Raw genomic sequence first — 24,098 nt, 5'->3', positions numbered from 1 at the left:
TTAAGTACTAAAAAGGCTAAATAGCTAATTCCCGCGCAAAATAGAGCCATAAAAAATTTGGAAAACATGGATTTGTTGAAACAAAATCACATCAATTCCGAGAAAAACAATACTTGCAATTCCCCCGAACAAGAAAAGAAAAAGGAGGCACGCTAGAAAAGCAAACCAGGTAGAAATACCTGTTCGCTTTAGCCAGCCAATTCTTGCCACGCGTTTATAGGCTTTTTTTTTCAATCTCTTCTTCACTACTTGCTTCTATAAAGGCACCCGCTATTTGAGTAGGTGAACCAATTTCTTGTCGAATCTCTTCTTCACTTTTTCCTTCTAATAATGCACTAGTCAAATATTCATCATAGTATTGTAAAAGTTCTTCACGTTCTTCTTTTGGAAGACCTGAAGCTGCTTTATTCAATTCTTTTAAAAAATTTTTGCTTATCCATGTTGATCAGCTTCCTCTCGTAAGTCTTTAAAACTTGTAACAAAGTGGTCCCACTCCTCAAGCATGTCTTGTAAATAAACTCTGCCTGTATTCGTGATATGGTAATACTTTCTGGAAGGACCGTTTGGAGACTCTTGCAAATAAGTGGAACAATAACCATCTTTTACAAGTCGACGCAAAGAAGGATACAGCGCACCTTCAGTAATCGGGATGTGTTTGTTAACTTTTTGTGTAAGATCGTACCCGTATTGATCACTGTATTGTAATAAGTACAACACGCAAATGTCTAAAACGCCTTTTTTAAATTGAGCGGTTGGACGCATTCTTTATTCCTCCTGCGAAATACTATTCATTTTTTTATATTAGTTTAGGTAGTTATAAGTATAGCATTATCAATGCTTTAAGGCAATTACTAAAATACTATTATAAAAAAAAATAAGTAGAAAAAGGTTGACGTTTTTATTTATTCAAGTTATAGTTAATTCAGCTAGTATAAATAAAACAATACTATGCAAACTATAAAACCATAAAGGAGAAATACAATTATGAACAAACTAGTTAAAGTTACAGCAGCAACAGGGCTAGCTCTTACAATGGGGGTAGCAACACTCGCACCAGTAGTATCGGAAGCAGCAAGCGTAGAAGGAAACACTATTTATCAGGACGCTTACAAAACAATCAAGACTTTCAGCAAGTCAGACTTACAAACACTAACAGGAATCACGCTAACAGCAAAAAATGTTGACTCAGTTTATAACAAATTGACGAAGGCAGCTACTTGGGTAGATGCAGGTTATTCAAAAGCACAAGCAACAAAAATTGCTCAAGGTGTAAGTGCGTATACTTACCAACTAAAAGGAATCTTGAGCGGTATCGCAGCAAGCAGCAATAAGAGTCTGAAAGTAATTTATGTAGATAAAGCTTGGAATGAGCAAATTAATTTCGGTACTGAATATACTGGTGGATACGGGGATGCAGAAAACGAAGGTAATACTGAAGAAGGAAATGACAACGGAACAATCGTTGCACCAGGTGGCGATGTTGAAGATAACTCAAACAACAATGAATCTGTGAAACCTTCTGCAGGTAAATTAGCAGTTAAAGAACTTGATGTTGACATCGAGTACAAAAACTTTGACGTGGAATTACAATATGAAGTGAAGAAAAATGGTACAGTTGAAGCGAAATATGAAAATGAATTCACTGGCGTAGAAGTGAAAGGTGCGAAAGCACAACGCATTATTGAAGGTATCTTTGCTGATTTCAATATGAAGTCTAAAAATAAAAATCAAATCGTAAGTCACGTACTTGGCGAACTTAAACTAAAAAACAACTTCAAGAAATTCAAATATGAAGTAGAATTCCCAAACAAATCCGAATTTGAATTTAAAATTAAATAAGCTATTCAATCTTTAAAATAGATACACAAATGAAAATGACTCGATTGAATCGATCGAGTCATTTTCTCATAAAAAAAGGAGAAGTAATGAAAAAAAATACTTATCATCAGTTTGCTTACTTGCTTTTTAGCTTTCTCATCCATTCTTTCATTGCAGCCGGTTTTAGCGGAAGAAACTCAAATAGCCACTTTAAAACCTAACAGTGAATTAGGTCCAGGCTATTATTCTACAACTGAAGCGCGAGAAACACGTGCTGCAACAAATACATCAGCTTTTCTAGCAAGTATTAAGCAAGGGTCTATCAGTGGATGGAAAAAATATAAAATTTTACCTTCTATTACAAGTGCACAAGCTATTCTTGAAAGTGGCTGGGGAAAATCAGAACTTGCAACGCGAGCTCATAACCTATTTGGAGTTAAAGGGGATTATAATGGGCAATATGTTGTAATGCCAACGCTTGAATATCAAAATGGAAAATGGATCACTGTACAAGCTAAATTTCGTAAATATCCAAATAAAAATGTAAGCATTGAAGACCATGGAGCGTTTTTACAGAAATCACGCTATAAAAATATTGTTAATGTGAAAGACTATCAACTTGTCGCAAACAGATTGAAACAAGACGGTTATGCGACAGATCCACAATATGCAAACAAACTGATTTCATTAATTAAGCAATATCAATTGGATGCTTGGGACAAAGAAGCATTTAATGCTGAACAAAGTTCAACGAGTATCAAGGCGAGTGTTGTAGACGGAGCTCCGCTTCTTCACAGCACGAATTTTAATGATAAAACTCCACTTCGAATGTGGCGAACGGGGACAAAAATTCAGGTGCGAAAATATTCTTCGTATTGGTATAAGACAAGTGTCCAAGTGAATGGAAAATGGATGAGTGGTTATATCTATCATTCCATGGTAGTCGGGTTGAAGCCGGTTAAAGGAACAGATAAGTTTTCTGGAACGGTTAAAGCTTTTTCGATTTGGTGGGACTCTCCTCGTTTAAATGGAGGGAACCTATTTACTTATAATCCAAAAACTTCTTTACGACATTATCCATCTAAAAATGGACTTAAAAGTGCATATTATCCAAATAGGAAAAAGGTATTTTATACCCCGGACTATTGGTTAAAATAATTATTATTTAGGAGGAAAACACCATGAAAAGGAAAAAAAGAATGTGGTTTTTAGTATTTGCAGCAGGAATCTTTTTTGGGTTGAGTCACATTCAGCCCGTTGAAGCAGCTCCACTTTCTAGTTTTTCAAAAGTACAACGGGAAGCTCTTCAAGCAAAAATCAATTCAATTCGTTCACGAGTAGAATCGAAAGTAAAGGCTGTCCATACAGAAAAAGTTGCTGTGAAAAAACAAGAAGTTGCAAAAAAAACAAGCAGAAGCAAAACAAGCGGAAGCAAAAAAAAGTGGCTGAACAAAAGAAAGCGCAAATAGCAGCTGCTGAAAATAGCAAGCAATCTGAGCAAAATAAAGCCACACATAAAGAGCCTGCTCAGTCTACAGGGGGAGATCAAGCAGCAAGCGGTTCAAACAAAGCTCCACAAACGGGGAGTTCAAATAGTACCTCTGGTAGTAATGGATCAACTCATTCTAAAAGCGATGCAACAACAAGTGCCAGCCAAAGAGGCCGTGAAATTGGAGAGAAAAACCGGGAATACGGGAAAAAATTGGGAGATCCTAATCTTTCAGATTCAGAGCGTCAAAAAAATCATCCAAGAAAAGAAAAATTATAATCAGAGTCATCACTAGGAGGAACAAATGAAAAAAGGTATTTTTTTTCGGTATATTATGTGCTGCGATTTTTCTGCTAGCCAGTTGTAGTCACCCTGAAAAAGCAGATGTATCGACAAAAGCGCTTGTAGACAGTTATATCTATCAAGAAGATGTTCCAGAATTACAAGAGATTTATGGACTTGATGATACGCGGATTCAAAAAGAAAATGAAAATGAATTCGTGACATCTGTCGAAAGCGAACTTAGTGGGGTTGAGAAAGAAAAAAATCACCCAACTCAATCAAAAATTTATTGCTCATTTAAAGAAAACAACGAGCTATACAGTTGATGTGAAAAAAGAAAGCAATAAAGAAGCTGTAGTTTCAGTTAATGTTAAGGGGCTTGATTTAAATGATAAAGCTGTACAAGCCAAAACGGATGAACTAGTAAAAAACGTGGAATCAAAAATTACGGCTGATAGTACAGATGATGAGATGAAAAAACTAGTTAATCAAACGAGCTTCGAAATGCTTGAGTATATTTATTTAAACAGTCCAGCTAAGAAAAAGGAAACGAAAGTAACACTTCGCTTAAAACGTGATGAGGATAATCATGAAAAGTGGGAGATCAAGAATGAAACAGAATTTTTTGAGAAACTCTATGCGGCATTTGGATTGTAAAGGAAAGAGAGGAGCTTAAGCCGAACAAGCTCCTTTTTTTTTGAAGAAAAAGTTGCATATTTTGCTTCTTTCCCGTAAAATGAAGACTATAATAATTGAGAATCATTTTCAATCGCTAGTTGCTCAAATTGTAGGAGGAAGGAGTTTGGCGAATGTCAAAGGCTGGAAATTATGAAATGTTGTTTTTCCCAACGAGAGAAGGCTTGCTAAAAGTGCATGCTTATGGTTTTAATCCATGTGGCTCATGGGGAGAAGTGTTCGTAACGCTTGGTTCTGAAACTATTTGTGTAAAGGGTTTTAATCGCAAAAAAACCATTATGCGAGCTGTTAAGTTAAGACTTCAATCTGTTAAAAATGAAAAAACAGATCAATAATAGAGAAACCGCCTTGAAAATCAAGGCGGTTTTGCTTTGCTTCATGCAGTCTAAAAAAATATTATGTGAAATTTTGAAAGAATGCTTGCTTATTGGGTGTGATTTGCGCTAAAATTTGATAGTATTATTAAGTAGTGGATGAGCAAAACTCATCAGGTGGATTTTGAGAGGAGAATGTACTATGTCTCAGTTAAAAGGAATAATTCAACGGTTGGAGGCCATGCAGAACGATGATGCTGCTGAAACACAATCGAGACGATTTGAAAAAGATGGAAAGGTGATTTGCGAGGTAAAATATTTCGAGCCTTCCCAGTCTTTTGAAATCGAAATTCACGATTCAAACAGTAAGTATAATTTTGATGATATTGATATGACAGCAATTGAAATTTTCGAAGCTCTACAAGAAAATTAAGCAGAAACAACTAGAACAGATTTTTCTGTTCTAGTATTTTTTTTGCCTGAAAAAAGATTTATTAGAGAGGAAATCATCAACTGACTATGGTAAAATGAAAGCGAATGTTTAAGTGGAAGCGTTTGAAGGAAAAGAGAAAAAGATTCAAGAGAATACTTGAGAAGAGGAAAGATGAAAATGATTTCAAATCAATTTGGATTTTTTATAAAGAATCAACTTGAAGAAAATATGATCTCTGCCGAAAAAGTCGCTCATGTACAGCTTGGAAATAACTTAGAGCATGCGCTTTTAGTATTAACAAAATGCGGTTATTCTGTGATTCCTGTTTTGGATTATAATTTTAAACTTTATGGCTTAATCAGTGCTGCAATGATTACAGAAGCCATTTTAGGACTTGAAAAGATTGAATTTGAACGACTGGAAACGATGAAAGTAGAAGATGTTATGCAAACGGATATCCCTGTTGTTAAAGAAAACTTTGACGCTGAACGTGTAGTTAGTATGCTTGTGGATGCCCCTTTTATCAGTGTTGTAAATGAGGAACGAGAATTTCAAGGGATTCTCACTCGGCGCGTTATTTTAAAACAAGTGAACCGGTTTATTCATTCTAAAGTGGAGGACAGAACATGATTGTAACAGAATATGAACTGCTTGTTTGTCTCGCCGATGAACTTAATATGCGAAAAAGTGCGGAAAAGCTTTTCTTAAGCCAACCAGCTCTTTCTCAGCGCCTACAAACGATCGAAAGCCGATGGAACACCAAGATTTTTGTACGGACACAAAAAGGATTGTTACTAACACCAGAAGGGGAAGCGATCGTTCAACATGCGGCCAGTGTGATTGAAAAAGAGCGTGAGATTCAGGAAAACTTGGAAGCAATGGAAGGCGTGGTTCGCGGAACGCTACGAATTGCATGCGCAAGCGTTGTCGCTCAGTCGTTTTTACCGCGGGTGTTGAAGGAGTTTTCAGCGCGTTACCCGAAAGTCAGGATTTCTCTGCAAACAGGTTGGAGTAGTGAAGTTCATCAGCTTCTTGCACAAGGAGTTGTTCATTTTGGGATCGTTCGTGGGGGAACAAACTGGAAAAGTGTGAGAAAGCCCTTATTCAAGGATAAGCTCGTTTTGGTGGATCAGGAAATTGAGCGGATTGAAGAGGTTTTTGAGTCGGAGCGACCGTTTATTCAGTTTAGAAGTGATTCGAACTATTATCAAGTGATTCAAGACTATTGGCAACGAAATTTTGGCAAAATGCCGAAACAAGCTATGTTTGTTGATCAAATGGAAACCTCGCGGCAGATGGCATTAAACGGCATTGGATTTGCGATTTTGCCAGAAATCACGCTTTTAGGGGATACAGAAGGGATTAATGAGATTTCGCTTGTTGAAAAAGATGGTTCTGTTCTTGGGAGAGAAACGACTTTGCTTGCCTATGAGCAGTCGCTCGCACTTCCGCAAGTGGATGCTTTTATGAAAGTGATGAATGAATATCTTGCAACTCATCTGTAGCTATGGCAAACTTAAAGCAAGATGAAACTTTAGGAGGATTAGTTAATGGAACAAATGGATGCGCATCAAATTATTTCGTTTATTCAACATAGTGAGAAAAGCACACCTGTCAAGGTTTACTTGAAAGGGAATCTTTCAAAAATAGATTTTCCAAAAGGTGTTCAAACGTTTATTCAGGATGAAGTGGGGACTATTTTTGGTGAATGGGCCGTTATTGAACCCCTTCTTAAAAAATATGAAGCTGAGATTATTGACTCAGTGATTGAAAATGATCGTAGAAATTCAGCGATTCCAATGCTTGATCTTAAAAAGGTTAATGCGCGGATCGAACCTGGTGCGATTATTCGTGATCAAGTAACCATTCACGATAATGCTGTTGTCATGATGGGGGCTTCGATCAATATTGGTTCTGTGATTGGTGAAGGCACAATGATTGATATGAACGTAGTGCTTGGTGGTCGGGCGACGGTTGGTAAAAACTGTCATATTGGAGCTGGTTCAGTGCTTGCAGGCGTTATCGAGCCACCATCCGCTAATCCGGTTGTGATTGAAGATGACGTTGTGATTGGCGCAAATGTTGTTGTTTTAGAAGGCGTTCGCGTTGGAAAAGGAGCAGTCGTAGCAGCTGGCGCAATTGTCACAAAAGATGTTGAGCCGGGAACAGTCGTTGCAGGAATCCCAGCACGTGTGCTTAAGGAGCTAGATGCAAAGACAGCTTCGAAAACAGAGATCATGCAAGGCTTGCGTCAATTATAGGAAAAATGGCTGGATTTGGCGTGATAGGCTAAATCCGGCTTTTTTTATGAAAAGGAGCAAATAAGCGATGGATCAATTTATTGAGATTAGAAGAAAACTACATGAAATTCCGGAAACTGGGTTTGAGGAAGTGCAAACACAGCGCTACTTGCTCGACTTTATTGAAAACTTGAACTGCGATTTTCTGGAATTAAGGACTTGGCGCACGGGGATTTTGGTTCGACTTCGCGGGACTATGCCAGAAAAAACGATTGGTTACCGAACGGACATGGATGCCCTTCCGATTAAAGAGGAAACGGGTTTACCATTTGCTTCAAAACATGAGGGGAAGATGCATGCGTGTGGGCATGATTTTCATATGAGTATTGCACTCGGCGTGCTCGCTTTTTTTGCAAAAAATCAACCGAAAAATCATTTGGTCTTTATTTTCCAACCAGCAGAGGAAGGCCCTGGTGGGGCGAAGCCGCTACTTGAAAGCGCAGAATTTGAAGATTTTCGTCCAGACGAAATTTATGCCCTCCACATCGCACCAGAGTATCAAGTTGGACAAATTGCGACAAGAGAAGGGCTCTTGTTTGCCAATACTGCTGAACTTTTTATTTCGTTTAAAGGTTTATCCGGGCATGCCGCTTATCCTCATTTGGCGAATGATATGGTTGTTGCGGCTAGTCAGTTTGTCGGTCAAATTCAGACGATTATCAGTCGGAATGTGGATCCTATGGATGCGGCGGTTATTACGGTAGGGAAAATCACAGGCGGTGATGTGCAAAATGTGATCGCGGGTTCAGCGCTACTTGAGGGGACGATTCGTACCGCAAAGAAAGAAACGATGGAGCTGATTTGGACACGCCTTAAAGCACTAGCGCGTGGCATGGAGGAAGCCTTTCAATGTGAAGTGGAGTTTTTGCCAGGTTCGGCTTATCTTGAAGTATACAATCATGCTTCTGAAACGAAACAATTTGTTGAATTCGTTAAGCAGGAGTTTCCAGATGCTTACGTGGAAGCAAGTGCCGCGATGACAGGAGAAGACTTTGGCTATTTTCTAGACGAAATTCCAGGTATGATGTTTTGGCTAGGTGTGGATTCTCCGTATGGACTTCACCATGCAAAACTTGATCCGAAAGAAGAAGCAATTCCGTTTGCGATTTCTGTTTTGACGGGATTTTTGAAGCGTTAACTTATACAACAAGCTTTCCAGGGAGGTACGTAGATGATCAAAGTACTGCTTGCTGATGATAATTCATTTATTACAGGTGGAATGGAAATTATTTTGAATATGGAAGCAGATATTGAAGTGGTTGCGGCTGTCAAAAATGGACAGGAAGCCGTGGATTATTGCGCAAGACATCAAATTGATGTGGCTTTATTTGATATTCGGATGCCTGTCATGGACGGAGTTCTTGCAACGAAGCTTGTAACGGAACAAACAAATACAAAAGTGATTATGCTTACGACGTTTGATGATGATGTTTATATTTTTGAAGCCATTCAAAATGGGGCAAAGGGCTATTTACTTAAAAATAATGATCCAAAAGAAATCGTTCAGGCGATTCGAAGTGTTTTTAAGGGACAAAGCATTATTCAAGATGAGATTTGGAATAAAATTCGTGAAACGGGCTTTTCTAGTAAGCCACAACATGTTGATTTAAACCAGTTTAGTTTGACTCCACGTGAAAAAGATATTTTGGTTGCGGTTGCGAGTGGCTATTCGAATCGTAAAATTGCGGAACACCTTCATATTTCAGAGGGGACTGTCGCAAACAACATCTCCGCTCTTTTAAGCAAACTTGAACTTGAGCACAGAACGCAACTAGCCATTCTCTACTTTACTGGAAAAAAAGGCGGGGCGTTATGAGAAGCTATAAATTAATAGTGGATGGGTTTTCAGGGCTCGCTGTTTTGCTGCTTTCATTTTATTTGCACGTTTCAAGCATGAAAATGGCCTTATATTTATCTTTTGTCCTCTTCTATTTGACACTACTTATATGCATGGAATTTTTCTCTCGTTATCAACTTCTACTACAATTAGGACTTTTTATCCTTTTGATTGTGAGCTTTCCACTTGGATTAACTTATTATTGCTTGCTTTTCCCGTCGATGCTCTTAACCTTTTTAAGGCAAGAAGAGCAAGCCTTTTCTTGGAGGAAACTTACGATACTAAGCATTTTAGGGGTTTTACCGCTGATATTAGAACATGATGACTGGTTTCAATTAATTTATATGTTTTTTCTTCTAGGAACGATTTTTGTTCAGTTTTTGCTTGTTAAAACGACTATTCAACTGACAAGGAAAGAGCGAGAAGTCGAGCGGTTACGGATTAAGGCAGGAAAGCTTAGGGAACAGCTGGACATGCTTGAAGCGCAGAGACTGGAAGATAAATATTTCATTCAACTCGAAGAACGGAATGCGCTCTCTCACCGAATTCATGATGAATTAGGGCATTCGCTTTCAGGTGGGTTAATTCAGTTAGAAGCTGCGAAACTAATTCTCCAAAAGGATAGTCAAAAAGCAGAGGAATTGTTAACAAATGCCATTCAAATTAATCAAGCAGGTATTGAATCGATTCGCGAAACGCTTAAGGAAATAAAACCTCCGCAAGAAAGCTTAGGTGTAACAAGGCTTAAACAAGAACTCAAGCAATTTGAAATGGACTACCACATTCGTTCGTTTTTAGAGGCGCGAGGTGTACTTGAAAAAATCACGCCACCCATTTGGCATTGTTTGCAGCAAAACTTGACTGAAGGGTTGACGAATATTCTAAAACATGCGGAGCCGGTAAAAGTTTCTGTCCGTCTAGTCGTACTAAATAAGTTTATTCGTTTTGAAATTCAAAATGATGGTAAGGCACCTGAACAATTCACTAAAAGTCTAGGATTAGTGGGAATGGAAGAGCGTGCCGCGAAACTGGGTGGTTCCGTCACGTTTCGTGCCAAAAACGGCTTTTTAGTCACAACCGTCATTCCAATACAGTAAGTCGTGAGAAATTCACGCTAAGTAAGTGAGAAATTGCACTAGTTGCAACTCTCACTTTTTTTTATAATAAAAGAAATAAGCGCGAGGAGAGGAAACCAAATGAAAATTGTGGAAATGAAAGATGTGACCAAAAAAATTTGATCAAGTCATCGCAACAGATCAACTTTCTTTTTCAATTGAGAAGGGGCAAATTTTTGGATTGCTTGGGCCAAACGGGGCAGGAAAAAGTACAGCCATTAATATGTTATGCGGTTTAATCAAAAAAACAACAGGAGAAATCCATTTGTTTAGAGAACCTCTAAAGGCAGAAGCCCTTGATATCAAAAAGAAAATTGGACTTGTTCCGCAAGACTTAGCGATTTATCAGGAATTAACGGCGCTTGAAAATGTGAAGTTTTTTGCTGGTTTATACGGTTTTCGTGGGGCAGAATTAATCGGAAAAAGTAGAGATGCACTTCGCTTTGTTGGGCTTTCGGATAAGGAAAACGTGCGTCCAGACAAGTTTTCAGGTGGCATGAAGCGACGACTCAATATTGCTTGCGCGATTGCTCATACTCCTGAATTAGTTGTAATGGATGAGCCCACTGTTGGGATTGATCCACAGTCGCGCAACTATATTTTAGAGTCTATCCGCGAGCTAAATAAAACCGGCACAACGATTATTTATACGAGCCATTACATGGAAGAAGTCGAGGAAATTTGTGATTACATTGCGATTATGGATCATGGCAAGGTGATTGCGGAAGGAACAGAACAAGAACTTGTTAGTTTGGTTACGGATATTAAAGAGGTCAATATCGTCGTCTCGGAAAAAATGGATGGGATAAAGGAAACGATTGAGCAAATCAAAGGTGTGGAACAAGCGAACTGGACGGGGACAAGCACTTTGAACATTATCGCTAAAAATGAAACGAATGTGTTGAATGAAATCCTAGCTTTACTACTTGAAAGAAAGCTTGAGATTTTGGAAGTTAATCAAGAAAAAATAAATTTAGAAACGGTTTTCTTAAATTTAACAGGTCGAAACTTGCGTGATGAATAAGAGGAGGAAATTAAATGATTTTTCACAATTTGGCAAAACAAATCAAGTTAACTTTACGTGATAAAAATTATTTTATTTTTACACTTATTTTTCCGGTAGCTTTAATCTTTGTTCTCGGGAATTTACTTTCCGGTTCATTTAGTCAAGATGCTTCAGTTAAGCTGCAAATTGTTTACGAGCAAAATGGTTCTAGTCAACTTGGACAAGCGTTTGAACAGTTTGCGAAAGCGGCTGGATCAAAAAATGTAACTTTTACGGCAGTGAAAAGTGAAGCGGCGGGTAAAAAGAAAGTGCGAAATGGTCAAGCAACGGCCTTTGTAAGGACGGAAAATGAGGAACTGAGCGTAGCGACGAATTACCCGGATAGCGTTGAAAAAGTGATGCTTGATAGCTATATAGGTGCTTTTTCATCGGAGTACAGTTTCATAAAAGGAACCGCTCAAATTAATCCCGCTCAAATTGAAAAAGCAGTTCAGCAAGTCAAGCTTCCAAAAGAGGCCATCGTTACTGAAAAAGTATCGGACAGTAGCCATATTTCATCGTTCGAATACTATGCGATTGGTATGATTAGTATGACAATGATGATGGGACTGGCATATGGAATTAATAGTTACCGTAGTGAAAAGCTGAGAAATACGGCAGTTCGTTTGGAAACAGCTCCCGTTAGAAAAACACAAATTCTGTTTGGCAACTTTTTAGGTGAACTGGCGGTCCAAGTGTTAGCGTTAATTATTTTGATGCTAGTCTCACAATTTATTTTTGGTGTCCAGTGGGGCGAATATGGCATCTTTATTTTTGCGATTTTTCTAAGCTTAGGTATTTTCTCAGTCTTTCTTGGCATGTCGCTTGATATCTTTAGTAACGGAAATTCTGCAATTGCTGGGGCTTCAACAATTATCGTGAATATCTTCGCTTTTATTGGTGGTGCTTATTTCCCGATGATTTCCCCGACAGTACAGAAGTTTTCTCCAATTGGTTGGGCGAATATTAGTAGTCGAGAAATCCTTTATAATCACGATTTAAGTGCAATGATTATCCCAATTACGATGAACCTTGGCATGACATTTATTCTTTTACTGCTTGTGCTGTTTGTTCAAAAAAGAAGGAGGGCCTAAGAAGATGGAACCAATTTGGTGGATTTTTAAGCATAACTTCGAGATGCTTAAAAAGTCTAAAGTGAGACTTATACTATTAGTAGGCATTCCGATTGTGAGCATTCTCATTTATTTCTTTGCTTATGGTTCAAGCGTTGGGAATGACACGATTGAAATAGGTGTTGCAAATCAAGACAAAGGCACATATACAACAGCACTTACGACACTTTTAAAGTCTGAAAAGAATGTAAAAGTGACCGAAGTTTCAAAAGCTCAAGGAGAAAAGGAGCTTTTAGGTGGGCAAAAAGAGGCACTTATTATAATGGAACAAGGCGCAAATGACTCACTTGAACTCGAGAAGCCGGCTCATTTTAGGGTTAAGGCATTGCAAGGTGAAGATACGGCGAAATCAATTGAGCGAATGCTTGCTTCACAACTCGAAAAGTTAGTTAAAATAGAGCGCATGAGCGAAGGAAAAGACTTTAACAAAAGCTTTGCCATTTACCAAAACGAACAACTCACTATAAAAAATGTAAATCTATCGAATGAAAGTGAAATAGCTAAGAGCATGTCCGCTCAAATTATCGGTTTCTTTTGTATGATGTTACTTTACGCAGCAGGAAGCCTTGGTGAACTACTTTTAAAGGAAAGGGAAGAAGGAACATTTTATCGATTGATGTCTACCCCAATTAGTAGCAGACAATATATTTTAGGAACCGCTTTATTTTCGCTTGTAACTTTACTCGCTGAAATTGTGTTGTGTTTACTGGCGATGCGATTTGTTTTTCAAATTGACCCTGGCACATCTCTTGGATCACTCTTTGTCATTTTGTCGCTCTTTGCTGTTTTTGCCATCTCGATTTCGCTTGCTTTTAGCTTCGTTTTTAAAAGCAGAAGAAGTTTGTCTGCTATCCAAACAACCATTTTCACGCTTTCGACATTGCTATCTGGAGCACTCATTCCGATTCAGATTATGCCAAAATTCATGCAAAAAATGGCGGAATTTATGCCACAGTTTTGGGTCATGGATGCGGTGAGCAAGTTACAACAAGAGGGAAGCCTTCTTGATTTAGGACTTAATATACTCGTGTTACTCGGTTATACTTTATTTTTCATTAGCTTAGCTTCTTATCGCTACACGAGAAATCGTGAGATTAAGTCTTTTATTTAGTTAGAGGAGCTATCATTTAGATGCGAACAGAAAAAATGGTATGATAAAGGCGTGAAATCGAAGCGATAAAGGTAGGGATAAACTTGGAAGTAGTGGAAAGTTATCAAGATGTCGCAAGCATTCAATCAAATACCATTCATTTGAATCAAACAGAAGCTAGTTGTTTCTTAAATAGTAGCGTACGCTTTAAAGGAACAGGGAATGTACTTTTTGTAGAAGATGGAGCCAAAATCGTGGATACAAAACTGCTGTTTGCAGGAAACAATTCCGTGGTTTATCTCGCGAAATCTGCTTGGCCTTATCAACTTGAAGCCGATCTTCACCATGACAATGTGCTTCATTTTGGACGAGATAATTCCTTTAACGGGCAAACGCGGATTATTCTTTCGGAGCAAAAGCATTTGTTCGTTGGAGATGATAATATGTTTTCTTATGATGTATTGTTCCGAAATGCTGATCCACATTTGATTTATGATGTCGAAACAAAGAAGCGTCTTAACTTAAGCCAAAGTATTTTTATCGGCGATCATGTTTGGGTTGGACAGGAAGCGAAGTTTTTGAAGGGTACGCAAATCGGGTCGGGGGCGATTGCAGCAGGGTTTGCCGTTTTGACGAAGAAATTCCCTTCAAATGCGAGCATCGGCGGAAATCCAGCCAAAGTGTTGAAACGCAACGTTTTTTGGATGAGACCGGCCGTCCATGCCTTTAAAGAAAAAGAAACCGAAGCTTCACTCACTCAAGAAACGGATGATTTTAGTTTTAAACGGGATTCGGATACCTTCTCTTTTGCCAAGTTAGATGCCGCACTAGATGCGCGTAAAACACCACAAGAACGACTTGTTTTTTTGAAACAGCTCGCGGAAACTAAAACTAAAAATCGATTTTTCATTGGAAAATAACAAACCCTGCCGCATAAGTGCGGCAGGGTTTGTTTAAGCTTCACGTAGTTTAAGCACAGTATCCTCGTCTGGCGTTGTGAAGTAAGTGGTTTGATTGTCATAAATCACGTATCCAGGTTTAGAACCATTTGGTTTTTTGACATTTTTAACAAGTGTTGCATCGACAGGCACACTTCCTGAAAGGCGTGCTTTTGAATAGTAAGCAGCAATCATGGCGGCTTCTTGGATAGAGGTTTCATCTGGTTCAGTTGATTGAATGACAACATGTGACCCAGGTAAATCTTTCACATGGAACCACAATTCTTGATTTCGTGCTAGTTTATTCGTTAAATAGTCATTTTGCTTATTGTTTTTTCCAACTAATATCAAAAGTCCGGTTGAAGAGCGGTATTTGTCGAGTTTTGGCGCGGCATTTTTTCTTTTTTCGGCTGTTTGGATTTTTTAAGTCGTAAGTAGCCTTCCTCCGCCAGTTCTTGCCTGATTTCTTCTACATCTTCGGGCTCAGCAGTTTCTAGCTGCGACAAAATTTCTTCGAGGTAAGCATTTTCTTCGTTGGTTTGTTTTATTTGTTCATTGACATGAGAAACCGAATTTCTCAGTTTTTGATAGCGCGTAAAGTAACGTTGCGCATTTTGTGACGGCGAAAGCTGGAGATCAAGCGGAATCACCATTTCTGGTGAATTTTCCTCGTAAAAAATTTTTGAACAGTTACTTCCTTCATTCCTTTTTTGACGAGATGAAGATTACTTGTGAGAAGCTCTCCCATGATGCGATAGCGATCCGCTTTTTCCGAATCTTTCTAGTGTTTGCTCAAGTTTTTGCAGTTTTAGATCATTTTTGGCCTTTTCAGTCGAAAGCATTCGTTCGAGGTCATGCCCCATTTGATGAACCCGGTCACGCCTTGCTTTTCCACTATAAAAGTGGTCTAACAACGCGCTCAGCGAAGGAAATGTTTGTCGGTCTGAAACGGACGTAAGCGGCATAAAATAGTAATCACTTTTTCCCGCTCGAGTAAATTCATTAGGAGAAGCATTTTCTCCCAAGAATCGGCTAGTTTCAGCGACAACACTTGAAAAGGCTTGAAATAAATCGTTCGTTTCCTGATAGCGAAGCACGATTTCCCCCGCAAGAAGTGGGCTAAATCCAGCGAACTTTCCAACCAGTTGCTTGGAAAGGTTCACCTCAACTTCAAAGTTTTCTGCTTCAAATTCCTCGCGTGTTACTTCAAAAGGATCTTTTTTATCCCCTGCTGGAGGAAGTACGTAAGGAGCTCCAGGGAGTAACGTCCGGTAGCTATTTTGAGCGGGAGAGAGATGCTTAATACAATCGATAATGGTTTTTTTCTCACGATCGACAAGAGTAATATTACTATGTCGCCCCATAATTTCGATATAAAGGTCAACGTAGCGTTTTTCACCGATGTCATCTTTGCTTAAGATTTCAAAAATGAGAATTCGTTCGTTTGGAATTTGCTGAATGTTTTCGATAATTGCGCCTTCCAAGTGTTTTCGGAGCAACATGCAAAACATGGGAGGCTCAGCAGGATTTTGTGGGATATCACTTGTCCACTGCAGCCTTGAATAGCTCGGATGAGCAGAGATAAGAAGCCGCTTATTTTCGCGGTTTTTACGAATATAAAGAATCAGTTCATGCGGAAATGGCTGGTGAATTTTCATAATTCGGCCGCTTTCGGCACTTTCCTTGATTTCTTGAGTGATTGATTTTAAGAACATTGCATCAAAAGCCATTATTTTTCTTCCTTTTCCAAAGTAGTCTTCATCTATTGTAGCACAAAATCTTTCAATTCACGTTTAACTAGGATTTTAACTGCAGTTTTGCTATAATAATGGGGTGAAAAAAGGATTGAGGTGGCGAAATACATGGTCAAAAGTATGACAGGATTCGGACGTGCTTCAAAAGAAACAGAAGATTTTAAAGTGACGATTGAGCTAAAAGCGGTGAACCATCGTTATTTAGAAACGGTGTTCAGACTTCCAAGGCAGTTTCACTATATGGAAGCTTCACTTAAAAAGGTTGTTGCACAAAAAGTGAAACGAGGCAGGCTGGAATGCTTTTTTTCTGTTGAAGGGGCAAAAGTAGCTCAGCAGCATCTTTCTGTAGACTGGGAATTGCTTGACCATTATGTTCGTTTTTTACGCCAAGCGAAGGAACGCTATACGATTCAAGAAGAGGTGAACTTCAAGGCGCTCCTCAGTGATCCGGCTTTTTTAACAGTCAATGAATCGAGCGAAGCAGACCCCGAGCTTCCTGCCCTTATTACGTCTGTTTTAGAAAAAGCAGTGACTCGGCTGGATGACATGCGCTCGCTAGAAGGGGCGGAACTCGCGCTTTACTTGAAGGAGCACTTAGTGAAGCTTGAGGGCTTTCTTGAAGCGGTGAAAGCGGCACTTCCTGAAATGGAAAAAGCTTATCGTGAAAAACTCGAAGACCGGCTTAATAAGCTTGTTGGTGCGGAGTTTGATAAAAAAATCGTGCTAAGTGAACTCGCTCTTTTACTAGAAAAAGCGGATATCAATGAAGAAATTGAAAGATTTGCTAGCCATTTGAAGCAATTTTATAGTATACTTACGCAGGAAGGCGCGATTGGAAGAAAACTTGATTTTTTGATTCAGGAAATGAACCGGGAAGTCAATACGATGGGCTCAAAAGCGATGTCTCTTCAAGTCACGCAAAGTGTCGTGGAAATGAAAACAACACTTGAAAAAATCCGCGAACAAGTTCAAAATGTGGAATAGATGAAGAAATGAGGGAAAAAGAGCATGGCTGAAAGAGGTCTGTTGATCGTTCTTTCGGGTCCGAGTGGTGTCGGAAAGGGCACGGTTCGAGAAGCCATTTTTAAAGATCCGGAGACAAAATTTGAGTATTCGATTTCGATGACAACGAGAAAACCGCGTGAAGGTGAAAAAGAAGGCGTCGATTATTACTTTAGAAACCACGAACAATTTGAAGCGGCGATTAAAGAAGGTCGCATGCTCGAATATGCGGAATATGTCGGTAATTATTACGGCACTCCTCTTGATTACGTAGAAGAAAAACTAGCAAGTGGTGTTGATATTTTTCTTGAAATTGAAATTAAAGGTGCCATGAAGGTGAAAGAACGCATGCCGGAAGGAATCTTCATCTTTCTTACACCGCCCGATCTTGCGGAGCTTAAGAACCGTTTGATTGGTCGGGGAACAGAACCGCTTGAAGTCATTAACGAGCGTATGAAAACAGCTCGTGCTGAAATTGAAATGATGGCTTCCTATGATTATGCTGTTGTAAATGATGTTGTTAGTGAAGCGGTACGTAAAATTAAAGGTATCGTTGAAACGGAACATTTAAAAACGGAACGGATACTTCACCGTTACCAAAATATGCTGGAGGGATTTTAAAATGATGTTATATCCATCGATTGATAATTTACTTTTAAAGATTGATTCTAAATATTCGCTTGTGACGGTTTCTGCAAGTCGTGCTCGCGAGATGCAAGCTACGAATGACCCAGGTGTTCTTCCAAGCTATGAATCACATAAATATGTCGGTAAAGCACTCGAGGAAATTTATGCCGGCAAGCTCGTTCTGGATGATCACGAAGTATAAAAATGAACTCCGCATGTAAAGATTGCATGTGGAGTTTTCCTTTATCTTTGGGGAAATTTGTTTCGTTTTTCTTTGGCTGAATCATGTTATAATAACAGTAAACTTTTGTGCTAGAGGGGTGGAAAACATGAACGGAAAAAATATTCTACTTGCAGTGTCTGGCGGCATTGCAGTTTATAAAGCAGTAGCGCTAACGAGTAAACTCACGCAAGCAGGTGCCAATGTAAAAGTGATGATGACACGTCACGCACAGGAATTTGTTCCACCGCTTTCTTTTCAAGTTTTATCCAGAAATGATGTCTATACAGATACATTTGATGAAAAAGATCCTGCCGTTGTTGCGCACATTGATTTAGCGGATTGGGCAGATCTTGTTATCGTTGCACCAGCTACCGCCAATGTCATTGGGAAAATGGCGAATGGCATTGCTGACGATATGGTCACAACAACCATTCTTGCAACGGAAGCCCCTGTGTGGGTAGCTCCTGCTATGAATGTGCATATGATGAGGCACCCAGCAGTTGTTCGGAATATCGAGCGTCTATACCGGGATGGCGTGCGCTTTATCGAGCCAGAAGAAGGCTACCTTGCGTGTGGCTATGTCGGAAGAGGGCGGCTTGAAGAACCAGAAAAAATCGTAGACCACATCCACCACTTTTTTCAAGAAGAAGAGAAAAGTTTATTTGGTAAACGTGTCCTCGTAACAGCTGGAGCTACTCGCGAAAAAATCGATCCAGTTCGGTATTTAACCAATCGATCGAGTGGGAAAATGGGCTTTCAAGTCGCTGAACAGGCCTTGCTTCGCGGGGCTCATGTAACGGTTGTGACCGCTGTTAAAAATCCGCTACTCCCAGATCAAGTGGAAGTCGTTGCTGTTGATTCAGCAGAAGATATGTATCAGGCAGTGATGGAAAGAGCGGATAAGCAAGACGCTTTTGTGATGGCGGCGGCTGTTGCAGATTATACGCCAGCTCATGTTTCTGAACAAAAAATGAAAAAAAACGCCGGGCGATAAAACGTTTGAAATGAAACGAACGAAAGATATCTTAGCTGAGGTTGGAAAAACGAAGCGAGCTACGCAAGTGGTGTTTGGATTTGCTGCTGAAACGGAGAATGTGGAGGAAAACGCACTTCGGAAGCTAGAAGCGAAAAATGCCGATTACATTGTAGCAAATGATGTCTCACGAGAAGGAGCAGGTTTTGAAGGGGATACAAATATCGTGACGATTTATGGAGCAGACGGAAGCAAAGAAGAACTGCCACTTCTAGAAAAACGTGAGGTTGCGGAAAAAATCACGGAAAAACTTGCAAGAAAATTGGGGAGTGCTTAAATGAACCAAGTAGCCAAAGTCATCGTCGATGTTCCGGCTAGACAAGTTGATCGCCCGTTTGACTATTTGATTCCAACAGAACTTTTAGAAATTGTTCAAGTAGGGACGCGTGTTTCTGTACCTTTCGGCAACCGAAAGGTACAGGGATTTGTTGTTGCAATCCAAAGCGAAGCAGATACAGATAAATTAAAGACCATTGATGCTGCGATGGATATTGTACCCGTACTTAATCAAGAATTGCTAGAACTTGGAGACTGGATAGCTGCTGAGACCCTTTCTTTCCGTGTTTCGGTTTATCAAGCAATGCTACCTGCTGCACTCCGAGCAAAATATGAAAAGTATTTTATTCGGCTTGACGAAAGTGACGAGGAGCTTGAAGCTTTATTTGAAGGGGCAGAGACGCTCGATTTCAAAAAGGCAGAACAAAACGAATTGCTTCCTGCGTTAAAACGTTACTTACATGATGGCGAAATTGAAATCGCTTATGAAGTGAAAAATAAGGCCGTGAAGAAAAAAGCAAAAGTTGTGGAACGACTTGCGAGCGTGGAACGGATAGATGAAACTATTCAAGACCTTCCTAAAAACGCGAAAGCTAAGGCGCGCGTTCTACTTTTTCTTGCCGAGCAAACAAATGCCACTTTACCGCTTTCTGAGCTTCGGGAAAAAACGAAGGCTTCAGCAAGTACGATTACGAGCCTAGAAAAAGAGGGGCTTATTCGGATTACGGAACAAGTTGTTGGGCGTGATCCCTATAAAGGAAGACAGTTTGAACAAAGTGAGCCGCTCGCTCTTTTGCCGGCGCAGCAAAAAGCACTTGATGCTATTCTTGCAGCCCGAAGTGCTGAAACCTTTCTACTGCATGGGGTGACGGGGAGCGGGAAAACAGAGATTTACTTGCAATCCATTGCGGAAGTTCTCGAACAAGGAAAAGAAGCGATTGTGCTTGTTCCAGAAATTTCGCTTACGCCGCAAATGGTAGAGCGATTTAAAAGTCGTTTTGGTGAAGAAGTGGCTGTGCTGCATAGCGCGCTTTCACATGGCGAAAAATATGATGAGTGGCGTAAAATTGAACGAGGAGAAGCAAAAGTGGCAGTGGGTGCTCGTTCAGCGATTTTTGCGCCGTTTGAAAATATTGGCATTATCATTATTGACGAGGAACATGAATCAAGCTATAAACAAGAAGAAAATCCGCGCTATCATGCTCGCGATGTCGCGATTTGGCGGGCAAAGCGTTACGGTTGTCCGGTTGTGCTCGGCAGCGCCACACCTTCGCTTGAATCTTTTGCTCGAGCTCAAAAAGAGGTTTACACCTTACTAGAACTGCCAGAACGCATTAATCAACAAGTGTTACCGAAAGTTGAAGTGGTGGATATGCGAGAAGAATTGCGCAGTGAAAATCGCACGGAATTTTCGGTGGATTTGCTTGAAAAAATAAAAGAACGAATCGAAAGAAAAGAACAAGTTGTGCTTTTGCTTAATAAGCGTGGATATGCCTCTTTTGTCATGTGTCGCGATTGCGGTTTTGTTATGGAATGCCCAAACTGTGACATTTCTCTAACTTATCATCAAGCTGGAAACAGGATGAAATGTCACTACTGCGGTCATGAAGAGCAAGTCCCTTCAAATTGTCCTTCTTGCGGGAGTGAACATATTCGCTATTTCGGAACGGGAACTCAAAAAATTGAAGAGAGCCTCACTAAGTTGATTCCAGAAGCGCGGATTATTCGAATGGATGTTGATACTACACGGACAAAAGGTGCACATGAAAAATTATTGACCCGATTTAAAAACCAAGAGGCAGATATTTTACTTGGAACGCAAATGATTGCAAAAGGACTCGATTTTCCGAATATCACACTGGTTGGGGTGCTAAATGCCGATACGATGTTATTTTTACCTGATTTTAGAGCGGCAGAACGGACCTTTCAACTACTCACACAAGTAAGTGGACGAGCGGGAAGGCACGAGCTACCAGGCGAAGTTGTTGTTCAAAGCTATGCGCCTGAACATTACAGTATTCGTTTTGCAAAAGAACATGACTACTTAGGCTTTTATCAACATGAAATGAGAATGCGAAAACGAGGGGCATATCCGCCATTTTATTATTTAACTTTAATTAGCGTAAGCGATCAAAATGAACGAAAAGCCATTCAAACAATTCAAGAAATGAGTCGCTATTTACAAACAAAATTAACTGAGAAGTCTTTGATACTTGGTCCTGTGCCTAGTACAATTAGTCGTATTAATAATAAGTATCGCTATCAGTGCATGATTAAATATAAAGTTGAACCTGAATTAAAAAAAAGAACTAAAGACATTGCTCGATCATTATCAAAAAGAACAGGCTAAAGGACTCACGATTTCAATTGATGTTCAGCCATATGTTTTAATGTAGGAGGTCAAACATGAAACGAATCATTTTTATGGGAACACCGGATTTTGCAGTCCCTGTTCTTGAACAACTGGCAAATAAATACGAGGTGGTAGCGGTTGTCACGCAACCTGACCGCCCAGTTGGAAGAAAACGAGTTTTAACACCTCCGCCTGTGAAAAAGAAGGCAGAAGAACTCGGACTTCCTGTTTTTCAACCAGAAAAATTACGGCAGTCGGAAGCACTTGAAACGCTTATCGATTTACAAGCAGATTTACTTGTAACTGCAGCGTACGGTCAAATTTTACCGAAGCGTTTACTTGAAGCGGAAAAATATGGAGCAATTAATGTGCATGCTTCACTTCTTCCTGCTTATAGAGGTGGGGCGCCGATTCATTATGCAGTGATGAACGGGGAAAAAGAAACGGGTGTCACGATTATGTATATGGTGGAGCAACTTGATGCAGGAGATATGATTGCCCAGCGCAAGATCCCGATTACGGATCAAGATGACACAGGCGTGATGTTCCAAAAACTTTCAGAGGTTGGGGCAACACTTTTGATGGAAACTTTACCTGCTTTTTTTGCTGGGGAATTCACGGCGATTCCGCAGCAAGAGTCTGAGGTGAGTTATGCACGAAATATTACACGTGAACAAGAAAAAATTGATTGGCGGCGACCTGCTCGCGATGTATTCAATCAAATACGTGGCCTTTCTCCTTTTCCGACGGCTTACACAACGCTTGAAGGGAAGCCCTTTAAAATTTCAAAGGCACATTTGTCCGAACAGACGAGCAAACTGAAACCGGGAAGTTTTCTTCTTCTTACTAAATCAGCATTTGGGATTGTTTGCGGGGATGGAGGCGTGATCGCACCGGATGTCATTCAGCCGGCAGGAAAACCCAAAATGGAAACGGCGGCATTTATGCAAGGGGCTGGAAGACAGATGAGCGAAGAAACGAGGTTTGGTGAATAAATGAAAAAAACGACACGTGAGCTCGCACTGGAATTGCTTTTGAAAATTGAAAAACAAGGTTCTTATAGTCATCTTTTGATTAATGAAACTTTGAAAAAATATCCACTGAAGCGTGAAGATAAGGCGTTACTTACGGAGCTTGTTTACGGAACGTTACAGCGAACTATTACTTTGGATTATTTTTTAGACCCTTTTTTGAAGAAAAAGCCGGAGGACTGGGTGCAGATGCTTTTAAGACTTTCGGTTTATCAATTAGAGTTTCTGGATAAGATCCCAGAACATGCCGTTTTGCATGAAGCTGGTGAGATTGCGAAGCGCAAAGGGCATGCGGGGATAACTAATTTTGTGAATGGTGTTTTGCGAAATTTGCTCCGAGAAGGCGTGAAAAATCCAGATGAGATACAAGACCCCGTGAAAAAACTAGCCGTTAGGGGGAGCTTGCCTGACTTTTTAGCGCGTCGTTGGATTGACCAATTTGGTGTCGCGCAAGCGGAAGAAATCGCGGCCGCTTTCCTTATCCCGCCACATCAAACGGTTCGGGCAAATGAAACGGAGACAACGCGTAAGGCTCTTCTTTCTGAGCTTCAAAAAGAAGGGATAGAGGCGGAACCGTCTCCTGAGATTGCAGAAGCGATTCGAATCAAACATGGTAGCGTGGCAGACACAGCTGCATTTCGAAATGGAAAATGCTCGATCCAAGATGAAAGTTCGATGCTTGTGGCTTATGCGCTTGAGTTGACAGATGACTTATATGTGCTTGACGCTTGTGCAGCACCAGGCGGGAAAACGACGCATATTGCTGAAAGAATGCACGGTACAGGCACAGTAACGGCGCTTGATATCCATCGTCATAAAACTAAATTAATTGAGCAAGCCGCAAGTAGGCTTAGTCTTTTAAATATTCGTGCGCATGAGCTTGATGCTAGAAAAGCAGGCGAAGAGTTTGATGCTGCGAGTTTTGATCGTGTACTTGTGGATGCACCGTGCTCGGGATTTGGTGTTTTGCGACGAAAGCCTGATATTAAATATACTAAGCGAGAAGAAGACATCTTGAGGCTATCCAAAATTCAGCTGGATATTTTAGATGAAGTTAGCCAACTTGTTAAAGAAAATGGTATATTAGTTTATAGTACCTGCACGATTGATCAAGAAGAAAATCGTGGGGTGGTGACGGCCTTTTTGGAGAAGCATCCGGAATTTGAACAACTTTCTGTTACGGTCCCGGAAACATTGAGGCACTTGAAAACGGGCGATGACTTGCAAGTTTTACCAACTGATTTTGGAAGCGACGGTTTTTATGTTTCTAGTTTCAAAAGACGTCCTTAAGAATGGAGAGAAAAGCAGA

General features: G+C 40.0%; 24 protein-coding genes and 4 pseudogenes. 24 read left to right on the top strand and 4 right to left on the bottom strand.

Translation table 11 applies throughout. The features are described 5' to 3' along the window. Positions 1 to 24: 24 nt before the first annotated feature. The 3 genes from MAQA_RS15030 to MAQA_RS01165 are packed head-to-tail and all read right to left on the bottom strand — an operon-like array spanning position 25 to position 762. Positions 25 to 234: a hypothetical protein gene (locus MAQA_RS15030; protein WP_241463005.1), complete on the bottom strand. Its 210-nt coding sequence runs from the start codon at positions 232 to 234 to the stop codon at positions 25 to 27. Further along, positions 215 to 412, bottom strand: coding sequence for an HAAS signaling domain-containing protein (locus MAQA_RS15025; RefSeq protein WP_241463004.1), 198 nt, complete (start codon positions 410 to 412; stop codon positions 215 to 217). The genes MAQA_RS15030 and MAQA_RS15025 overlap by 20 nt, the downstream gene beginning before the upstream one ends. 20 nt (positions 413 to 432) lie before the next feature. Beyond that, entirely contained in the window at positions 433 to 762 is a 330-nt protein-coding gene (locus MAQA_RS01165; RefSeq protein ID WP_036070519.1) for a PadR family transcriptional regulator, read from the bottom strand. A 222-nt stretch (positions 763 to 984) separates the two neighbouring features. Here MAQA_RS01165 and MAQA_RS01160 point away from each other — a divergent pair, with 222 nt between their 5' ends. The 17 genes and pseudogenes from MAQA_RS01160 (at position 985) to MAQA_RS13395 (ending at position 14,472) form a co-directional block, all read left to right on the top strand. Next, complete coding sequence (locus MAQA_RS01160; protein ID WP_036070517.1) at positions 985 to 1,839, top strand: YusW family protein; 855 nt, start codon at positions 985 to 987, stop codon at positions 1,837 to 1,839. Between the two features lie 150 nt (positions 1,840 to 1,989). Then, complete coding sequence (locus MAQA_RS13410) at positions 1,990 to 2,976, top strand: glucosaminidase domain-containing protein (RefSeq protein ID WP_159099945.1); 987 nt, start codon at positions 1,990 to 1,992, stop codon at positions 2,974 to 2,976. A gap of 23 nt (positions 2,977 to 2,999) precedes the next feature. Beyond that, positions 3,000 to 3,287 (top strand): hypothetical protein, encoded by a 288-nt coding sequence (locus MAQA_RS13405; protein WP_052008389.1) that lies wholly within the window; start codon positions 3,000 to 3,002, stop codon positions 3,285 to 3,287. Beyond that, complete coding sequence (locus MAQA_RS13400) at positions 3,260 to 3,586, top strand: hypothetical protein (protein ID WP_052008388.1); 327 nt, start codon at positions 3,260 to 3,262, stop codon at positions 3,584 to 3,586. The genes MAQA_RS13405 and MAQA_RS13400 overlap by 28 nt, the downstream gene beginning before the upstream one ends. A 252-nt stretch (positions 3,587 to 3,838) precedes the next feature. Then, positions 3,839 to 4,246 (top strand): DUF5105 domain-containing protein, encoded by a 408-nt coding sequence (locus tag MAQA_RS01145; protein WP_159099944.1) that lies wholly within the window; start codon positions 3,839 to 3,841, stop codon positions 4,244 to 4,246. A 152-nt stretch (positions 4,247 to 4,398) separates the two neighbouring features. Continuing rightward, positions 4,399 to 4,620, top strand: a complete 222-nt coding sequence (locus tag MAQA_RS01140; RefSeq protein WP_036070513.1) for a hypothetical protein — start codon at positions 4,399 to 4,401, stop codon at positions 4,618 to 4,620. A gap of 181 nt (positions 4,621 to 4,801) precedes the next feature. Next, complete coding sequence (locus tag MAQA_RS01135; protein WP_036070511.1) at positions 4,802 to 5,032, top strand: YkuJ family protein; 231 nt, start codon at positions 4,802 to 4,804, stop codon at positions 5,030 to 5,032. A gap of 177 nt (positions 5,033 to 5,209) precedes the next feature. Next, entirely contained in the window at positions 5,210 to 5,662 is a 453-nt protein-coding gene (cbpB, locus tag MAQA_RS01130) for a cyclic-di-AMP-binding protein CbpB (protein WP_036070979.1), read from the top strand. Then, on the top strand, positions 5,659 to 6,537 hold the full coding sequence (locus tag MAQA_RS01125; RefSeq protein ID WP_036070508.1) for a LysR family transcriptional regulator: 879 nt from the start codon (positions 5,659 to 5,661) through the stop codon (positions 6,535 to 6,537). Before cbpB ends, MAQA_RS01125 begins: the two co-directional genes overlap by 4 nt. 45 nt (positions 6,538 to 6,582) lie before the next feature. Beyond that, positions 6,583 to 7,293 (top strand): 2,3,4,5-tetrahydropyridine-2,6-dicarboxylate N-acetyltransferase, encoded by a 711-nt coding sequence (gene dapD, locus MAQA_RS01120; protein ID WP_036070506.1) that lies wholly within the window; start codon positions 6,583 to 6,585, stop codon positions 7,291 to 7,293. Between the two features lie 67 nt (positions 7,294 to 7,360). Next, positions 7,361 to 8,470, top strand: a complete 1,110-nt coding sequence (locus tag MAQA_RS01115; RefSeq protein ID WP_036070503.1) for an N-acetyldiaminopimelate deacetylase — start codon at positions 7,361 to 7,363, stop codon at positions 8,468 to 8,470. A 33-nt stretch (positions 8,471 to 8,503) separates the two neighbouring features. Beyond that, positions 8,504 to 9,148, top strand: a complete 645-nt coding sequence (locus MAQA_RS01110; protein ID WP_036070501.1) for a response regulator transcription factor — start codon at positions 8,504 to 8,506, stop codon at positions 9,146 to 9,148. Continuing rightward, positions 9,145 to 10,266: a sensor histidine kinase gene (locus tag MAQA_RS01105; RefSeq protein ID WP_036070499.1), complete on the top strand. Its 1,122-nt coding sequence runs from the start codon at positions 9,145 to 9,147 to the stop codon at positions 10,264 to 10,266. The genes MAQA_RS01110 and MAQA_RS01105 overlap by 4 nt, the downstream gene beginning before the upstream one ends. Before the next feature lie 99 nt (positions 10,267 to 10,365). Beyond that, positions 10,366 to 11,308 (top strand): annotated as a pseudogene (locus MAQA_RS01100) (ABC transporter ATP-binding protein). A 14-nt stretch (positions 11,309 to 11,322) separates the two neighbouring features. Next, positions 11,323 to 12,423: an ABC transporter permease gene (locus tag MAQA_RS01095; RefSeq protein WP_036070497.1), complete on the top strand. Its 1,101-nt coding sequence runs from the start codon at positions 11,323 to 11,325 to the stop codon at positions 12,421 to 12,423. 4 nt (positions 12,424 to 12,427) lie between these two features. Next, positions 12,428 to 13,573 (top strand): ABC transporter permease, encoded by a 1,146-nt coding sequence (locus tag MAQA_RS01090; RefSeq protein WP_077913515.1) that lies wholly within the window; start codon positions 12,428 to 12,430, stop codon positions 13,571 to 13,573. An 83-nt stretch (positions 13,574 to 13,656) separates the two neighbouring features. Next, complete coding sequence (locus MAQA_RS13395; protein WP_052008387.1) at positions 13,657 to 14,472, top strand: acyltransferase; 816 nt, start codon at positions 13,657 to 13,659, stop codon at positions 14,470 to 14,472. Positions 14,473 to 14,505: 33 nt separating this feature from the next. Here the strand turns inward: MAQA_RS13395 and MAQA_RS01080 are convergent. Further along, positions 14,506 to 16,220 (bottom strand): annotated as a pseudogene (locus MAQA_RS01080) (Rqc2 family fibronectin-binding protein). A 132-nt stretch (positions 16,221 to 16,352) separates the two neighbouring features. On the opposite strand from MAQA_RS01080, the gene MAQA_RS01075 reads away from it, so the two are divergent. From MAQA_RS01075 to rsmB, 7 genes and pseudogenes are all read left to right on the top strand, one after another. Next, positions 16,353 to 17,228 (top strand): YicC/YloC family endoribonuclease, encoded by an 876-nt coding sequence (locus tag MAQA_RS01075; RefSeq protein ID WP_036070495.1) that lies wholly within the window; start codon positions 16,353 to 16,355, stop codon positions 17,226 to 17,228. 24 nt (positions 17,229 to 17,252) lie between these two features. Beyond that, complete coding sequence (gene gmk, locus MAQA_RS01070; RefSeq protein WP_036070493.1) at positions 17,253 to 17,867, top strand: guanylate kinase; 615 nt, start codon at positions 17,253 to 17,255, stop codon at positions 17,865 to 17,867. A 4-nt stretch (positions 17,868 to 17,871) separates the two neighbouring features. Next, on the top strand, positions 17,872 to 18,075 hold the full coding sequence (gene rpoZ / locus MAQA_RS01065) for a DNA-directed RNA polymerase subunit omega (protein ID WP_115753733.1): 204 nt from the start codon (positions 17,872 to 17,874) through the stop codon (positions 18,073 to 18,075). Positions 18,076 to 18,202: 127 nt separating this feature from the next. Next, positions 18,203 to 19,406: pseudogene (gene coaBC / locus MAQA_RS01060) on the top strand (bifunctional phosphopantothenoylcysteine decarboxylase/phosphopantothenate--cysteine ligase CoaBC). Further along, positions 19,407 to 21,801 (top strand): annotated as a pseudogene (gene priA / locus MAQA_RS01055) (primosomal protein N'). It abuts the pseudogene before it with no gap. Between the two features lie 10 nt (positions 21,802 to 21,811). Beyond that, on the top strand, positions 21,812 to 22,753 hold the full coding sequence (fmt, locus tag MAQA_RS01050; protein WP_036070490.1) for a methionyl-tRNA formyltransferase: 942 nt from the start codon (positions 21,812 to 21,814) through the stop codon (positions 22,751 to 22,753). Then, positions 22,754 to 24,079 (top strand): 16S rRNA (cytosine(967)-C(5))-methyltransferase RsmB, encoded by a 1,326-nt coding sequence (rsmB, locus tag MAQA_RS01045; protein WP_036070488.1) that lies wholly within the window; start codon positions 22,754 to 22,756, stop codon positions 24,077 to 24,079. It abuts the gene before it with no gap. The last annotated feature ends 19 nt before the right edge of the window (positions 24,080 to 24,098 follow it).

Origin of the sequence: Listeria aquatica FSL S10-1188 (genome assembly GCF_000525795.1) — a bacterium.
GTDB classification, from domain to species: Bacteria; Bacillota; Bacilli; order Lactobacillales; family Listeriaceae; genus Listeria; species Listeria aquatica.
Note: the sequence above shows the minus strand (reverse complement) of the source record. Positions and strands in the feature narration are given on the sequence as shown.

Bases quoted from the DNA above. Each gene is read 5' to 3' on its own strand.
- MAQA_RS01165 (WP_036070519.1), bottom strand. From the start codon at position 762: ATGCGTCCAACCGCTCAATTTAAAAAAGGCGTTTTAGACATTTGCGTG.
- gmk (WP_036070493.1), top strand. From the start codon at position 17,253: ATGGCTGAAAGAGGTCTGTTGATCGTTCTTTCGGGTCCGAGTGGTGTC.
- rpoZ (WP_115753733.1), top strand. From the start codon at position 17,872: ATGTTATATCCATCGATTGATAATTTACTTTTAAAGATTGATTCTAAA.
- MAQA_RS01090 (WP_077913515.1), top strand. From the start codon at position 12,428: ATGGAACCAATTTGGTGGATTTTTAAGCATAACTTCGAGATGCTTAAA.
- MAQA_RS01105 (WP_036070499.1), top strand. From the start codon at position 9,145: ATGAGAAGCTATAAATTAATAGTGGATGGGTTTTCAGGGCTCGCTGTT.
- MAQA_RS01110 (WP_036070501.1), top strand. From the start codon at position 8,504: ATGATCAAAGTACTGCTTGCTGATGATAATTCATTTATTACAGGTGGA.
- cbpB (WP_036070979.1), top strand. From the start codon at position 5,210: ATGATTTCAAATCAATTTGGATTTTTTATAAAGAATCAACTTGAAGAA.
- dapD (WP_036070506.1), top strand. From the start codon at position 6,583: ATGGAACAAATGGATGCGCATCAAATTATTTCGTTTATTCAACATAGT.
- fmt (WP_036070490.1), top strand. From the start codon at position 21,812: ATGAAACGAATCATTTTTATGGGAACACCGGATTTTGCAGTCCCTGTT.
- MAQA_RS01095 (WP_036070497.1), top strand. From the start codon at position 11,323: ATGATTTTTCACAATTTGGCAAAACAAATCAAGTTAACTTTACGTGAT.
- MAQA_RS01125 (WP_036070508.1), top strand. From the start codon at position 5,659: ATGATTGTAACAGAATATGAACTGCTTGTTTGTCTCGCCGATGAACTT.
- MAQA_RS01075 (WP_036070495.1), top strand. From the start codon at position 16,353: ATGGTCAAAAGTATGACAGGATTCGGACGTGCTTCAAAAGAAACAGAA.
- MAQA_RS01160 (WP_036070517.1), top strand. From the start codon at position 985: ATGAACAAACTAGTTAAAGTTACAGCAGCAACAGGGCTAGCTCTTACA.
- MAQA_RS01115 (WP_036070503.1), top strand. From the start codon at position 7,361: ATGGATCAATTTATTGAGATTAGAAGAAAACTACATGAAATTCCGGAA.
- MAQA_RS01140 (WP_036070513.1), top strand. From the start codon at position 4,399: ATGTCAAAGGCTGGAAATTATGAAATGTTGTTTTTCCCAACGAGAGAA.
- rsmB (WP_036070488.1), top strand. From the start codon at position 22,754: ATGAAAAAAACGACACGTGAGCTCGCACTGGAATTGCTTTTGAAAATT.
- MAQA_RS13405 (WP_052008389.1), top strand. From the start codon at position 3,000: ATGAAAAGGAAAAAAAGAATGTGGTTTTTAGTATTTGCAGCAGGAATC.
- MAQA_RS01135 (WP_036070511.1), top strand. From the start codon at position 4,802: ATGTCTCAGTTAAAAGGAATAATTCAACGGTTGGAGGCCATGCAGAAC.